Raw genomic sequence first — 14,922 nt, forward strand, 5'->3', positions numbered from 1 at the left:
TTACTCAAATTCATTGTGTTTTGGAGGCTTTTTTTGTGAAAGTTGTATATGACCAAAATCGTCCGATATACTTACAAATAGTAGAAAAGATCAAATGTAAGATTGTGTATGGGGAGCTGAAACTGGGAGATAAAATTCCTTCAATGAGCGATATGGCCGTGGAAATGGATGTAAACCCTAATACTATGTTCAGGGTTTACAAACAACTTGAAAATGAAGGTATAACCGAATCTAAACGAGGTTTGGGCAGCTTTGTTGTAAATGAGGATGATCTAGTGATGCGGTTAACGGGAGAAATGGCTGATCAGATTATATTGCCTGCAATTGAAGGTTTACGGAATTTGAAATTTTCCGATGAACGAATAATCGAATCGATAAAAGCAAAGTTATAATAAACCTTTAGGAGGAACAAATGAGTACAGTACTTGAAACGGAGCATTTAAAAAAAACATATTTGGGAAAAAAGACGGCTCTTTATGATGTAAGTTTAAAGGTTGAAAACGGAAGAATATACGGTCTTTTAGGACCGAACGGCTCAGGCAAAACAACCTTTTTGAAGATAATTGCAGGTCTCATAAAACCTACAGCAGGCAATTTTAAGGTATGCGGGAAAGAATTCGGCATAGATACAAAAAAGATTGTAGCCTTTTTGCCGGATAAAAATGTCGTATATCCTTGGATGACCTCTGAAGATGCCGTCAATTTTTATGCCGACTTTTTTGAAGACTTTGATAAAAACAAGGCCTTGGATATGCTGAAATTTATGAAGTTGGAGCCCAAGCAGACAGTAAAAACAATGTCCAAAGGTATGATCGAAAAACTTAATCTAAGCCTTACCTTTTCGAGAGCTTCAAAACTGTATATTTTGGATGAACCGCTGGGAGGCACTGATCCTGTAGCCAGAGAGCAGATTATTAAAACCATAATCAAAACATGGACTGAAGAAAGCGCTATCTTAATTACAACCCATCTGGTTTCGGATATAGAGCATGTATTTAACGATGTTTCCTTTTTAAAAGAAGGTGAAATCGTTTTGGAAGGTGATGCAGAAGATTTACGCAGCACCCGCGGAAAGTCTATCTATCAAATTTATCTTGATGTTTTTGGAGCATAAAAATGGGAAGAATTTTTAAATATGAAATAAGGCGAAGGCTGAATACTATTTTGATTTTAAGTGTAACCATGATTATTTTGTCAATCGGTTCAATAGTTCTTTTAGGAATTTTTAAAACTCCTTTCGGATCTATGAGCACAACAGGAGGCCTTTGGCTTGGGCTAACCTTTTTTGCCCTTATCTTTATACCCCTCGTAATGTTTTTTACATGCAGTAACGGGCACATAGATGAACTTTTGTACAAAGATACAAACTATCTTATGCTGACCATTCCTATAAGAAGTGAATCTATACTGGGAGGCCGAATTCTTGCAGGTTTTGTAGAATATTTAATATATACCCTCATTGCTGCCGTATTTTTTATAGTAATAGGAGCCCAGCAAACAGTGGTTTACGGATCGGCCGGCAGAAGTATCCTATCGGTTTTGGGAGATATATTCTATCAGATATTTGCACAGAATTTTCTTCCATTTCTTTACGGTGTTTTATTATTGGTTTCATCATTTTTACTTGTAGGAACGGTTTTTATGTTTGTTAAGGCTTTGACCCGTTCATTTATAAGAAAAAAGATGATGGCCCAAATTATTGCAGTTATTCTTTTTGTGTTAATTTTTGAAAGAGTTATGGCTTTCGGCACTTATTTAAGCAAAGAGTGGGATCTTGTGCAGTACATAGATCTAAGACTTGTATCATCTCAATATCAGCCTTTTGGACATATTCAGCCCATACCCGTCCATTTGGTTACAATAATTATGACCATACTTATTTCCGCCGGCTTTTTTGCGGCTACAAGTTGGTTGTTCAATAAAAAAGTAGAACTGTAAAATTAACAGCTAAGTAGGCGGGATGAGTACTATGAATTACCCGCCTACTGTTGTATCGGTATAAATAGCGGGAGCAGATACAAGGCGCGTGCAAAAAACACCCGCAGGCGTATTATAATACGTCGAGGACTGTTTTTTGCTAAGCAACGCAGTAGATGCCTGATGAAAAATGTACTTCCTTGTACATTTTTCATCTTAGAGTTTTGCTCCCGCAAAACTCTCGGGGGCTTAAAACCACCGCCGTCCATGGCGGTACATTACTGCCCGCATATTTAAAAGCCTATGCCGACCAGGCTTCACTTTCTTTCTGTAGTCTATACATCCTCGGATACGATGAGTTTCCTTTCATCAATTCCTCGTGTGTACCAATTTCTTCTATTTTGCCTTCTTTTAAAACGACTATCTTATCGGCATTTTCTATGGTGCGCAAACGGTGAGCGATTACGATAACGGTTTTGTTTTCGACAAGCTTTGTCAAAGCCTCTTGAATGAGGGTTTCGTTTTCGGGGTCGAGGGCTGCGGTTGCTTCATCAAGGAGAATGATGGGCGCATCCTTTAAAAGCGCGCGCGCAATCGAAAGCCTCTGCCTCTCTCCGCCTGAAAGAGTGTAACCGTTTTCGCCGATAACCGTGTCATAGCCTTGCGGCAGCTTTTCGATAAAATCATGACAGCGCGCAGCCTTTGCAGCGGCAAGTACCTGCTCTCTTGTTGCATCCTTATTTCCGACAAGGATATTGTTGTACACAGTATCGTTAAAGAGGACGACATCTTGAAACACAATCGAAAAAGCGGATAAAAGCGTTTCAGGGTCTATGGTAGAAACATCTACACCGCCGACACGAACTGTTCCTGAAGCAAGATCCCAAAAGCGCGCCGCAAGGCGGGCAATCGTGGACTTGCCGCAGCCTGAATGTCCGACGAGGGCGGTGATTTCTCCCTGCTTGGCGGTAAAGCTGATATTGCTTACCGTGTCGCGCTCGGCATCATCATTATACGAAAACGAAACATTATCATATTGAATATCGTAGCCGTTAGGATTGAATGTTTCGCTTCCCGCCTGCTTAGGATAGTTGACAATTTCCAACTGACGCTCTACCGCCGTACGCGAAAAAAAGAATTCGCCGAGCATCATAAAGACTGCCGTAAGCGGCTCAAAGATTCTTCCTGCAATCAGCAAGAAAACAAGGTAGGTAAAAAGCGGAAGACTTCCTTGTGCATATAAAACTGCACCGACCGCAATGACAAGCGGGAAACCGAAGCGCACCACGATGATAGAACCTATCATCACCACTCCGGTAAACAATTCTGCTTTTACCGCTTCTTTGGTGCTGAATGCGATACGGTCTTTTACCGCCTGCACATAATCATCTTTTTTGTCGGAAGACTTGAGTACCTTAATATTGTCGAGCATTTGCTGAATGGAATTGTAAATACCGAAAAGGATACTGTTCATCTGAACGCCGAAGCGGCGCGATTGTTTACGCGACATATAGACAAGAAAAAACCCGATTGCAGAACAGGTAAAGAGCGTAAGGGTCATGCGCCAATCGAAAAAGGCGAGCATCACGGCCGATATAATAATTGAAGCAATAGCTCCGAATAAGTCGGCACCCGTATGCCCGATAGCGTGTTCTATCGTCGTGACGTCGTTTAAAAGCGTTGCCGTTAAATCGGATAAGTCCTTTTTACCGAAATATGAAAGCGGCAGTTTTCGAATGTTTTCAGCAAGAGAGATACGCACATTTGCCGACTCTTCATAACAGGTATTAAATGTTTTGCGGTACTTGAGTTTTTCAATTAAGAACAGCACAAGAATAATGAGTAAAGACAAGCCTGCAAACAGCCACGGATTAAGGGGCGCAGTAGTTTCTCCTTGAAGCGGTTTTAAAAGTTCCTGCAAAGCATAAAATGAAAGACCGAGCGGTACAATCAAAAACAAATTTCCAAAGGTCGCAAGAGCGGATGCCTTATTTAAATCCCGTGCTCCCTTGTCCGACAAAGCAAAATAATCCTTTAACATAACTTCTCCTTTGTTTGACAACCGAAAAAATATCAATTTTTGAGGGCGTCAAACACCGCCGTTTCGCAATGCTAATGAGAAACGGCATACTATAATTTGAGTTTTGCGCCTGCCGTAAAACTCGAAGTTGAAGCGGAAGACGCTATTTGTGTCTGTAGCTTCAACACATCTCCTTAAAATTTAATTCTTAATTCCTCATTCTTTCCTCAAAACGTCCATATCAAGATCAAGATGTCCGCCTGAGCTTATGAGTGATTTTTTGCAGACGGCGGTAAAGCCCGCTTTGATGCCTGCTTCCCGTACAGCATCTTTTATCATTTCCATATCGGCACCCCTTAACCGCTGCGGCATCCACGAAACTACCATAGTCCACGGTGCACTGTAGTCTTTTTCGATACCGTCCGATATGCAAATAAACATGCCGCCGGGATTTAATGCCGTGTATATTTTTTTCATAAACTCGTCAATGCAGGTTTTAGCCGCATACACGGAGTTTGAAGAAAAAATCAAATCGTAGTCCGTGCCGATTTCTTCTTTTGTAAAATCGCCGCACATAATCGAAGTCTGCTTTTGCATGCCGGTAAGCTCTATTGATTTTTCTATAACCGGACGCATAGTAGGCATATCGTACAGAACGAGACTCATATCGGGATTTTCCTTTGCAAGATTCAGCATATAGAGCCCCGCACCGCAGCCTAAGTCGATTACCTTTTTTGCTTTTTGTACACCTTCAATTTCGCTTAAGGCGGCTTTGACATGCGTTGCATTGTAGCCGGATTGCACGGCGCGCATAAGGTTCCCCATTGCAGCAAAATCAAATCCGCCGTCCTGCTTGGCGGAAGTATCTTGTGCCTGCGGTTCCTTTTGTAAAAGCGGTGTTATATCTTCCGGAAAGGAGCCGCCCATATCCGTACCAAAATACTCAAGTACGGGGCCTGCATAATAATCGCTTTCTTTTAAAAGGTATTTATCCGTATATGCACAATTGCGGTACCGATTCCCGTCTTTTGTTAGGTAGCCTAAAGAAAGAAGTGTTTGCAAAAAAATTTCTGTATTTTCCCGACTCCAGCCTTTTTTCTCCGCTAGCTGCCCGCTGTCCTGCAGCGTCTTTAACTCATCAAAAACGCCGAGCCGCAACGCATTCATAATAATCTTCGGCACCGGCGAATAGTACGGCATTTCCAGTACTTCTCTTAAAAAATCGTCTTCGGTTTTCATAGCTATCTCATTCCCGATTCACAAGTTAAGCATTCGCCGCCAGTTTCCAGCTGATACCCGATTGGAAGTTATTCCACATTTTGGTGTACGTGCCGCCCTTTGCCGAAAGCTCCGCGTGGGTTCCGCTTTCTTCGATTTTACCGTTATTGATAACGCAGATTTTGTCCGCATTCACAATAGAAGAAAGGCGGTGGGCAATCATAATGACGGTTTTGTTTTTAAGCAGCTGACTGAACGTCTTTTTGATTTTATGCTCGTTTTCCGCATCGGCAAAACTGGTAGCTTCGTCCAGCACGACAATGGGAGCGTCCTGTAAAAGGGCGCGGGCAACGGCAAGCCGCTGGGCTTCTCCGCCTGAAACATACGTCCCCTTGGTGCCGTATACAGTGTCTATGCCGTCCGGAAGTTTTTCGATAATGTCCATACACTCGGCTTTTTCAAGCACGGCAAGCACTTCTTCGCGTGTTGCGTCTTTTTTGCCGTAGCGGATATTTTCAAAAATGCTTTCGTTAAAAAGCTTGTTTTCCTGAAACACAAAGCTGATAAGGTGCATAAGGTCATCAGTTTTGATATTCTTAATGCTCACGCCGCCGATGGTAATTTCCCCCGAATCGAGCTCCCAAAAGCGTCCGAGCAAATTGACTAACGTTGTCTTTCCTCCGCCCGAAGGCCCTACAAGGGCGGTAAGCGTATGTTCGGGAAGGTTAAGCGATATACCGTCAATCGCTTTTTTGAATGAGATGCAGGCTTTTTCCGATTGACCGTCTGCCCGCTCCTGTTCCGCCTTTCCGCCGCTTCCCTTTGAGTCCGCCGCCGTATTTGCGGTTTTTTCTTCCGTATTCTCACCCTTTGTGCCTTGCGCCGTGCTTTCGGCACTTTCTTTATAAGAGAACACAACATCTTTAAAAGCAATATCGAACCTTTGCGGCATAACGGACTTTTCAGGCTCCGGAGCGGCTTTTTCGTTTAAAATAGCCTCGATACGGTTTAAGGCATCGCCGCCTTGCATATTCAAACTGGAGCCGTACATGATTTTTATCATCATATTAAACATCACCGGCGAAAGTGAAAGATAGAAAATAAAGCCGTATAAAAACTTTGCATAGCCTTCACCTTGGATTGCCGTTCCTGCAAAATAACGGCAGCCGGTACCAAAAGACAAAGCCCGCTTTTAAGAGTGCAAGAAAAATCGAATAGCCGTTTTCCCAGCTCATCGAATATTTTAAAACATAATCGCGGTAATTCACAATTGAAGTATAAAAGTCCTTAAAACGGTGTACCGATTGATTAAAGGTTTTTACCACCGAAATGCCGCGGATATACTCGGTTCCCGCACTGTTCATTTTTTCGAGGGCATTTTCGTAGTTTTCCATAAAGCCCATTTTTCGTCCCTTTGCCATCATTGCCCCTTGCAATATGAAGGCAATAACGAGCGGCAAAAACGAAATGAGCCCGAAGCGCCAATCAAAAAAGAACATCAAAAATAAAACGGCAATGGGCGTTACCGCATTTTGTACGACATCGGGAAGCATGTGCGCGATAAGCCCTTCAAGCGAATGGACGTTTTTTTCAAAGACCTTGCGTACCGAACCGCTTGCATGTGTTGTGTGCCAGCCGACCGGAAGGCGCGCAAAGGTATCCGTCAAGCGCATATTTAAATTCCCCATCAGATTGAAGGCGGTAATATGCGAACACATCAGTGCGCCGAAATACAAAAGAAAGCCCGCCGCAGCCGCACCAAGAGCGATAAGCCCGTAGATAACCATTTGCTCCGCATCAACCTCAGTCCCCGCCGTATATGCCGAAATAATGCCGCGCAGTACGTAAAACACCACCGCATACGGAATAAGCAGTGCAAGAGTGCTTAAAGCCGACAAAAAAAGCGACAAATAAATAAAGGGCTTGTGCTTTCCCGCATAGGCTAAAATGCGGCTTACAACCCCAGCCTGCTTCACCTTCTTAGGCGAACTTTTTTCATTTTTGCTCATATATACTCCTTTCAAACTCAAAGTTGAAGCGGAAGACACCATTTGTGTCCGCAGATTCAACACATCATCTTAAAAAATACTTTATCCAACTTAGGATTAGTCATTTAATCCCTAATTCATTATTAACCCTGCATTGTTTTGCATGAGTGATTTCATTTGACTGATAGCAACTTTGTTCAGCTGTATCAGCCGCTCTCTTCGGTAAGCGAAATATAATCGGCGTTATTATGTTCATAAAGCACAATTTCAAAGCCCTGTACATTCATCGTTTTATTCGTGCGGAGGGTTTAATACCCGCCGTTCATCGGCTACGCTCTGCGTCGTAGCAAAGGGTATTAAAGCCGACTGCAACCACCTTATGAGAACATACAATGCGAAACATTGAGCATTGTACCCCGACGCTTTGCGTCGTATGCTCTGCGTCGGGGTTGTTGATTCTTCGCCATAACCGCCCCTTAACTAATCAATTCCAAATTCCCAATCCCCAATTAAAAACACCCGTTAAATCTTTTTATCGTTTCCGTTTGTATCCCGCTTATAAAATATCCAGTTTTTTGCTTTTGCGGCTTCAAAGGCGGTTATCAGTTTTGCGGAAGAAGTAAGGTCCGTGATGTTTTTTTCCTGCGGATTATTCTTTTCACGATATATAAAAGCTCTGCCCGCTTCATTGCCGCCGCGATCGGGTAGATTGTTGAATATCCTGATAAAAGCTTCTTCGTTTAGTTGATTTTCGGCACAATTCAAAAACACTAAATCGCTCAAACCCTGTACATTGAGTGAGGTCAGTTGATTTTCGGTACAGTACAGTTTCTCTAAAGCCGTCAAGCCTTGTACATTAAGCGCGGTAAGCCCGTTATCGGAACAATACAGCACCTTCAAAGCGGTCAAGCCTTGCATATTGAGTGAGTTCAACTTATTACCGGAACAGTTTAATTCCTCTAAAGCCGTCAAGTCTTGTACATTAAGAGAGGTCAGCAGAGTATTGAAACAGTCCAGCTTCCGTAAAGCCGTCAAGCCTCGTAGATTGAGAGCGGTAAGCAAAGTTCTGGAACAGTTCAGCTTCCGTAAAACGGTCAAACCTTGCACATTGAGTGAGGCAAGCTGATTTTCGGAACAGTCAAGCACAGCCAAAGCCGTTAAGCCCCGTACATCGAGTGAGGTAAGATCATTGCCGGCACACTCCAGCACCGTCAAATCCTGCAATCCCCGCACATCAAGTGAGGTAAGCCGATTGCCGGAGCAATAAAGCTCGGTAATTGCCCCTTTTAAGACAATCCAATTTCCCGTTGCCGTAAGCCGTACCGATTCACCGCTCGGTAATTCCTCAACCGTGCAGCCTTCAACCTGTATCTCGGAACCGTCGGCAGTTAGCGCCTTCACGACTATCTCGTTTGTATCGGGGCTTATACCGAGTATTGCCGCGCCTGTCTTGTAAGCCTCCTCCGCATTCACCGTGCCTATCAGCAATCCTGCGGTAAGCAGCACCGTCATCAATAATTTTTTCATTTTATTCACTCCTTAAAAATAGTTCTTAATCAGGAATTGACTAATCCCCGATTACCTAAACAAATCCCGTCAAGTACAGCGGCTTTTTAAGCAGTAACGATGTTTTACGGAACGCAAAACTCGTTGTAAAAGAATTATACGGACGTCAATTCTTTTACAACAATCCCGTTCTTTCAAAATGTTTTTTTAATATTTTTTTGCCTAAAAGTCCGCCGAGTAATCCGCCTAAAAATGCGGTAGCATACAGTATGGGCATAATCCATATCGGAAGGCTTGTAATTTCTCTTACATAATCGGCACCCAGCATTTTTTCGGTAACCGTAAAATATTGCTCTTTAAAAAGGAAGATTTGCCAAAATCCGCCACAGAGCCACAGCGACATAACCGAATAGCTTGCAATGCTCCCCTTTACCGTGTTATAGCCGAATACTTTGCGCACAATTTCCGCAGACGCTGCAATGATAAGGTTATGGATTGCAACTATGGATGCATGTCCCATAAGAGTCATAAGGCAACCGGGAATTACTGCAAAGATAAAAACTCCGAACGGTTTTTGCACCTTTGCGAGTAAAAACATCACCGCAATTCCTAAAAACAGGCTGACCAAAAAGGGATATGCCAAATAGGTAATGACTAAAAAAACCAGAGGCGTTCCTATTATAAAAAGCCCTGAAAAATAAATAACGGCAAAAATACCGATATTTATCAAATCTTTTAAAACCAATCTGTTGTTCATACAAGCTCCTTAAATTAATTCATAATTCCCAATTAAAAACAGTCTCTACACCCTTTGCAAAGTCTGCGGTTTTTGGACATAGGGAAAACGGTAATCGGATAGGCTGAACTCAAAGGTTTCTCTGTTTACTATGCCGAGCGGTTTATCTCTTTCGTACAGCTGCATAAAAAAGTCTAGCGCCTAAGCGCACGAGTGGTAGGTTCCGAATGCTTTGTCATAATCATAGCCGCCATTACCATATTGATTCTTATAAAGCCTCGATTTCTTCTTTAGGAAGTCCCGTAACCTTTGAAATTAGTTCAATGCCGAGATTTTCATACCTCATCAGCTTTGCCGTTTCAATTTTGGTTTGGTAAGAGCCGTCCGCAAAGGCTATTTCACGTTCTTCAGCACGCTGTACCGCTATGTCGGTTTCATAATCATATTCGGCCAGTAACATATTGATTACCTCCTTAGTTTTGCGTTTTAGATAATCTTTCAAAATATTATTTGCTATACATTCTTCAACGGCTTTTTGAAAGCCGTTTTGAGAATCCTGTTTTTTCCATCTTCGTACCGTTTCTACGAATAACGTGTACTCATACATCGTTTTGCAGTTTTCCAGTACCGGATGGCGGTTTTGTTTATTTATGTTTATTACTGTAACGGTCAATTCAAGATTGGGTTTTGATATTTTTTCTATAAAGGCATCAGAGAGTTTTAGAGTTTTATCGGAAGGATAGCGTTCCTCTCCATTATAAAAGACATAAAACTCCGGTGTCGGAATTTTTAGGAGTTTACGGCTGTATTTTTCTTTTGATTCAAAGATAGCTTCGTACAGGCGGCTTACATATTCAAGGCAGCGCAAAGGCATATTGGGGTTTATTGTTGATTGATGTTCGGCAAGTACTATAATTTTATTGTCTACGAGATACGACACATCATTATAGAATGTCATATAGAGAACTTGATCCAAACGGATATTTTTCAGCTCTTCCGTATCCGTAAGTGAAGTTCCGTGCAAGGCGTTATAAAGCGATAAAAAGTTTTCTTTTGCTTTTTCATCTTCTGCGAACAAATCAACAAAAACAGAGTCTTTGTAGCTGCGTTTGTGTTTACTCATCTTTCCATCACCTCCCCGTAAAGCAATTATACCATGAAAAGACGGAATTTTCAATTAAGCGTTTAGTTCAATCCCCGGTTAAACATGCTCTGCGTGAAGGATTGCAGCGGCACGGCAAACAATGTCCGTCCGTGTACATTGTTTGCCTGCGGGTTTATAAGATAAACTCGCATATATCACAACCGCCGCCGTCCGCGGCGGGCATTGCTGCCTTAAATTTTTGAGCAGCGGCAAAAAGCTGCATGCCCTCATTCCTCATTACTTACCCCTTTTCTTTTCTCAATACGTCCATATCAAGATCAAGGTGTCCGCCCGAGGTTATAAGCGGTTTTTTACAAACGGCGGTAAAGCCCGCTTTGATACCCGCTTCGCGTACTGCGTCTTTTATCATCTCCATATCAATACCCTTCATGCGCTGCGGCATCCACGAAAGTACCATAGTCCACGGTGCGCTGTAGTCTTTTTCGATACCGTCCGATATGCAAATAAAAATTCCTCCGGGATTTAATGCCGCGTATATTTTTTTCATAAACTCATCGATACACGCCTTAGCCGCATATATGGAGTTTGACGAGAAAATGACATCGTAACCCGTCCCGATTTCTTCTTTTATAAAATCCCCGCACATAATCGAAGATTGCTTTTGCATACCGGTAAGCTCTATTGACTTTTCTATAATCGGACGCATATCAGGCATATCGTAAAGCACAAGGTTCATATCGGGATTTTCCTTTGCAAGATTCAGCATATAGAGCCCCGCACCGCAGCCTAAATCAAGCACTTTTTTTGCGTTCCGCACATCTTCAATTTCGCCTAAGACAGCTTTTACATATTTTGCACTATAGCCGGACTGAACGGCGCGCATAAGGTTTCCCATTGCGGCAAAATCGAATCCGCTGTCCTGCGCACCTGCTTCATCTTGTGCCTGCGGCCCCTTTTGCAAAAGCGGTGTTATATCTTCCGGAAAGGAGCCGCCCATATCCGTACCGAAATACTCAAGTACGGCTCCCGCATAATCACCGCTTTCTTTTACAAGATACTTATCCGTATATTCAAAATTGCGGTACCGGTTCCCGTCTTTTGTCAGGTACCCCAAAGAAAAGAGCGTCTGTAAAAAAACTTCGGTATTTTCCCGGCTCCAGCCTTTTTTCTCCGCCAGCCGCCCGCTATCCTGCGGCGTTTTCAACTCATCAAAAATGCCGAGCCGCAGCGCATTCATAATAATCTTAGGCACCGGCGAATAATACGGCATTTCCAGTACTTCTTTTAAAAAATCATTTTCGGTTTTCATACTCACCTCTCATTCCCAATCCCCTGTTAAAAACACCCTCTAAATCTTTTCATCATTTCCGTTTGTATCCCGCTTATAAAATTCCCAATTTTTTGCCTTTGCGGCTTCAAAAGCGGTTTTCAATTCGGCGGAAGAAGTAAAGTCCGTTACATTTTTTTCCGGAACATCGTTTCTTTCACGATATATACGGGCTTTGCCCGCTTCTTTTTGTTTTCTGTCGGGTAAGGCGTTCAATATCCGTATAAAGGCTTTTTCGCTTAGTTGATTTTCGGCACAATTCAAAAACAGTAAAGCGGTAAAGCTATGGACATCAAGCGAAGTAAGCCGATTGCCGGAACAGTCCAGCGCTTGTAAAGTGCTTATGCCGCTCATATCGAGGGCGGCAAGTTGATTGCCGGAACACCATAGTTCGCGTAAAGCGGTCAAGCCTTTTAGGTTAAGTGTTTTAAGTTGATTATAATCGCAAGACAAATACTGCAAAGCGGTCAAACCTTGCACATTGAGTGAGGTAAGCTGATTTTCGGAACAATCCAGCCTCTCCAAAGCCGTTAAGCCATGTACATTAAGAGAGGTCAGCTGATTGAAAGGGCAGGACAAATACTGCAAAGCAGTCAAACCGTGCATGTCAAGCGAAGTAAGCTGATTGTCATGACAGTCCAATTCATCTAAAGCACTCAAACTCTGCACGTTAAGCGAAGTAAGCCGATTTTGGGAACAATCCAGCTTCTGTAAAGCGGTCAAACCTTGCACATTGAGTGAGGTAAGCCGATTCCTATCGCAAAAAAGTGCCCACAACATGGTTAAATTCCGCACATCGAGTGAAGTCAGCCGATTTTCGGAACACTCAAGTTTTTCCAAAGCGGTCAAACCCTGTATATCAAGTGAGGTAAGCCCATTATCGGAACAGTCAAGTTTCTTTAAAGCGGTTAACCCCCGCACATCCAGTGAGGTAAGTTGATTGGCGGCACACTCCAGCCGGTTTAAGTCAGGCAAGTTCCGTACATCAAGCGAGGTAAGCTGATTTTCGGAACAATACAGTTCGGTAATTGCTCCTTTTAAGACAACTCTTGTTTCCGTTGGCGTGAGTGTTGTCTTTTCACCGCTCGGTAATTCCGTAACCGTGCAGCCTTCAACCTGTATTGCGGAACCGTCGGCCGTTACCGCTTTCACGGCTATCTCGTTTGTATCGTAATCGTAGCTTATACCGAGTATTGCCGAGCCTGTCTTGTCAGTCTCCGCCGCATTCACCGTGCCTACCAGCAATCCTGCGGTAAGCAGTACCGTAAAAAGTTTTTTCATATTCACCCCCTTGGTTTAATTCTTAATTTGTAATTCATAATTAAATTAAATCTTTTTATCATTTCCGTTTGTATCCCGCTTATAAAATATCCAATTTTTTGCTTGTGCGGCTTCAAAAGCGGTTTTCAATTCGGCGGAAGAAGTAAAGTCCGTGATGTTTTTTTCCTGCGGATTATTCTTTTCACGATATATAAAAGCTCTGCCCGCTTCATTGCCGTCGCGCTCGGGTAGATTGTTGAATATCCCGATAAAAGCTTCTTCTTTTAAACTGTTGTTATAACAGTACAGCTCCTGTAAAACGTTTACTGCCGGTAATTCGATGGCTGTAAGTTTATTGTTTGAGCAGCCCAGTATTTGTAAAGTGCTTATGCCGCGCATATCGAGGGCGGCAAGTTGATTGTCGGAACACCATAGTTCGCGTAAAGCGGTCAAGCCTTTTAGGTTAAGTGCTTTAAGTTGATTATGACGGCAAGACAAATACCGCAAAGCGGTCAACCCCTGTACATTTAATGAAGTCAGCTTATTACCGGAACAAGCCAGTTTTTCCAAAGCCGGCAAGCCTTGTACATTAAGCGCGGTAAGCCCGTTATCGGAACAATACAGCACCTTCAAAGCGGTCAAGCCTTGCACATTGAGTGAGTTCAACTTATTACCGGAACAGTTTAATTCCTCTAAAGCCGTCAAGTCTTGTACATTAAGAGAGGTCAGCAGATTATCGGAACAAGCCAGTTTTTTCAAAGCCGACAAGCCTTGCACATTAAGCGAGGTAAGCCCGTTATCGGAACAATACAGCACCTTCAAAGCGGTCAAGCCTTGCATATTGAGTGAGTTCAACTTATTACCGGAACAGTTTAATTCCTCTAAAGCCGTCAAGTCTTGTACATTAAGAGAGGTCAGCAGATTATCGGAACAGTCAAAGCCCTTCAAAGCGTTAAAATCTTGTGTATTAAGCGAAGTTAGCAGATTTTTAGAACAGTTCAGCTTCTGTAAAGCGGTCAAACCTTGCACATTGAGTGAGGCAAGCTGATTTTCGGAACAGTCAAGCACAGCCAAAGCCGTTAAGCCTTGTACATCCAGTGAGGTAAGAGCATTGCCGGCACACGCCAGCACCGTCAAATCCTGCAATCCCCGCACATCAAGTGAGGTAAGCCGATTGCCGGAACAATAAAGTTCTTGTAAAACAGTTAAGCCTTTCAGATCGAGTGAGATAAGCCGATTGCCGGAACAATAAAGTTCTTGTAAAACAGTTAAGCCTTTCAGATCGAGTGAGATAAGCCGATTGCCGGAACAATACAGTTCGGTAATTGCCCCTTTTAAGACAATCCTATTTCCCGTTGCCGTAAGCCGAACCGATTCACCGCTCGGTAATTCCTCAACTGTGCAGCCTTCAATCTGTATCTCGGAACCGTCGGCCGTTACCGCTTTCACGGCTATCTCTTTTGTATCGGGGCTTATACCGAGTATTGCCCGGCCTGTCTTGTCAGTCTCCGCCGCATTCACCGTGCCTATCAGCAATCCTGCGGTAAGCAGCACCGTAAAAAATTTTTTCATATTCACTCCTTAAAAATAATTCTTAATCAGGAATTGACTAATCCCCGATTAACCAAGCCCTGCGTGAGGGATTGCAGCGGCAACGTAATCGCCCGCCTCACTGCTTTCTCGGCATAAATAGCGGGAGCAGACACAAGGCGCTAGGAAAAATGAAGCGGAGGCGTATATAGTATACGTCGAGCATTCATTTTTCCGCGGCAACGAAGTAGATACCCGATGAAAGATGTACCTCCTTGTACATTTTTCATCTTAGAGTTTTGCTCCCGCAAAACT

Annotated in this window: 13 protein-coding genes; 3 read left to right on the forward strand and 10 right to left on the reverse strand. The window is 43.1% G+C overall.

Annotated features, from left to right (window positions below; genetic code table 11):
- Positions 1-35 precede the first annotated feature (35 nt).
- The 3 genes from E4O01_RS13210 to E4O01_RS13220 are packed head-to-tail and all read left to right on the forward strand — an operon-like array spanning position 36 to position 1,938.
- Entirely contained in the window at positions 36-392 is a 357-nt protein-coding gene (locus E4O01_RS13210; protein ID WP_253692657.1) for a GntR family transcriptional regulator, read from the forward strand.
- A 20-nt stretch (positions 393-412) separates the two neighbouring features.
- Positions 413-1,114: an ABC transporter ATP-binding protein gene (locus E4O01_RS13215; protein WP_253692664.1), complete on the forward strand. Its 702-nt coding sequence runs from the start codon at positions 413-415 to the stop codon at positions 1,112-1,114.
- 2 nt (positions 1,115-1,116) lie between these two features.
- Complete coding sequence (locus E4O01_RS13220) at positions 1,117-1,938, forward strand: hypothetical protein (protein ID WP_253692666.1); 822 nt, start codon at positions 1,117-1,119, stop codon at positions 1,936-1,938.
- Between the two features lie 280 nt (positions 1,939-2,218).
- Here E4O01_RS13220 and E4O01_RS13225 read toward each other — a convergent pair whose 3' ends face one another.
- From E4O01_RS13225 to E4O01_RS13265, 10 genes are all read right to left on the reverse strand, one after another.
- Positions 2,219-3,958 carry an ABC transporter ATP-binding protein gene (locus E4O01_RS13225; RefSeq protein ID WP_253692668.1) on the reverse strand — a complete coding sequence of 580 codons (1,740 nt, stop codon included), beginning with the start codon at positions 3,956-3,958 and terminating at the stop codon, positions 2,219-2,221.
- Positions 3,959-4,153: 195 nt separating this feature from the next.
- On the reverse strand, positions 4,154-5,176 hold the full coding sequence (locus E4O01_RS13230) for a class I SAM-dependent methyltransferase (protein WP_253692675.1): 1,023 nt from the start codon (positions 5,174-5,176) through the stop codon (positions 4,154-4,156).
- Positions 5,177-5,201: 25 nt separating this feature from the next.
- Positions 5,202-6,338 carry an ABC transporter ATP-binding protein gene (locus E4O01_RS14940; RefSeq protein ID WP_371922610.1) on the reverse strand — a complete coding sequence of 379 codons (1,137 nt, stop codon included), beginning with the start codon at positions 6,336-6,338 and terminating at the stop codon, positions 5,202-5,204.
- The gene (locus tag E4O01_RS14945; protein WP_371922611.1) at positions 6,286-7,164 is read right to left on the reverse strand and encodes an ABC transporter transmembrane domain-containing protein; all 879 of its coding nucleotides are present in this window, start codon (positions 7,162-7,164) and stop codon (positions 6,286-6,288) included. The genes E4O01_RS14940 and E4O01_RS14945 overlap by 53 nt, the downstream gene beginning before the upstream one ends.
- Positions 7,165-7,665: 501 nt before the next feature.
- Entirely contained in the window at positions 7,666-8,670 is a 1,005-nt protein-coding gene (locus E4O01_RS13240) for a leucine-rich repeat domain-containing protein (RefSeq protein WP_253692678.1), read from the reverse strand.
- Between the two features lie 154 nt (positions 8,671-8,824).
- Entirely contained in the window at positions 8,825-9,406 is a 582-nt protein-coding gene (locus E4O01_RS13245) for an MptD family putative ECF transporter S component (RefSeq protein ID WP_253692680.1), read from the reverse strand.
- A gap of 247 nt (positions 9,407-9,653) precedes the next feature.
- On the reverse strand, positions 9,654-10,508 hold the full coding sequence (locus E4O01_RS13250) for an Rpn family recombination-promoting nuclease/putative transposase (protein WP_253692681.1): 855 nt from the start codon (positions 10,506-10,508) through the stop codon (positions 9,654-9,656).
- A gap of 262 nt (positions 10,509-10,770) precedes the next feature.
- Positions 10,771-11,799 (reverse strand): methyltransferase, encoded by a 1,029-nt coding sequence (locus E4O01_RS13255; protein WP_253692683.1) that lies wholly within the window; start codon positions 11,797-11,799, stop codon positions 10,771-10,773.
- A 39-nt stretch (positions 11,800-11,838) separates the two neighbouring features.
- Entirely contained in the window at positions 11,839-13,098 is a 1,260-nt protein-coding gene (locus E4O01_RS13260; protein ID WP_253692685.1) for a leucine-rich repeat domain-containing protein, read from the reverse strand.
- A 45-nt stretch (positions 13,099-13,143) separates the two neighbouring features.
- Positions 13,144-14,649, reverse strand: a complete 1,506-nt coding sequence (locus E4O01_RS13265) for a leucine-rich repeat domain-containing protein (protein ID WP_253692687.1) — start codon at positions 14,647-14,649, stop codon at positions 13,144-13,146.
- Between the last annotated feature and the right edge of the window lie 273 nt (positions 14,650-14,922).

It is taken from the genome of Treponema sp. OMZ 790 (assembly GCF_024181285.1).
Classification (GTDB): Bacteria; Spirochaetota; Spirochaetia; order Treponematales; family Treponemataceae; genus Treponema_B.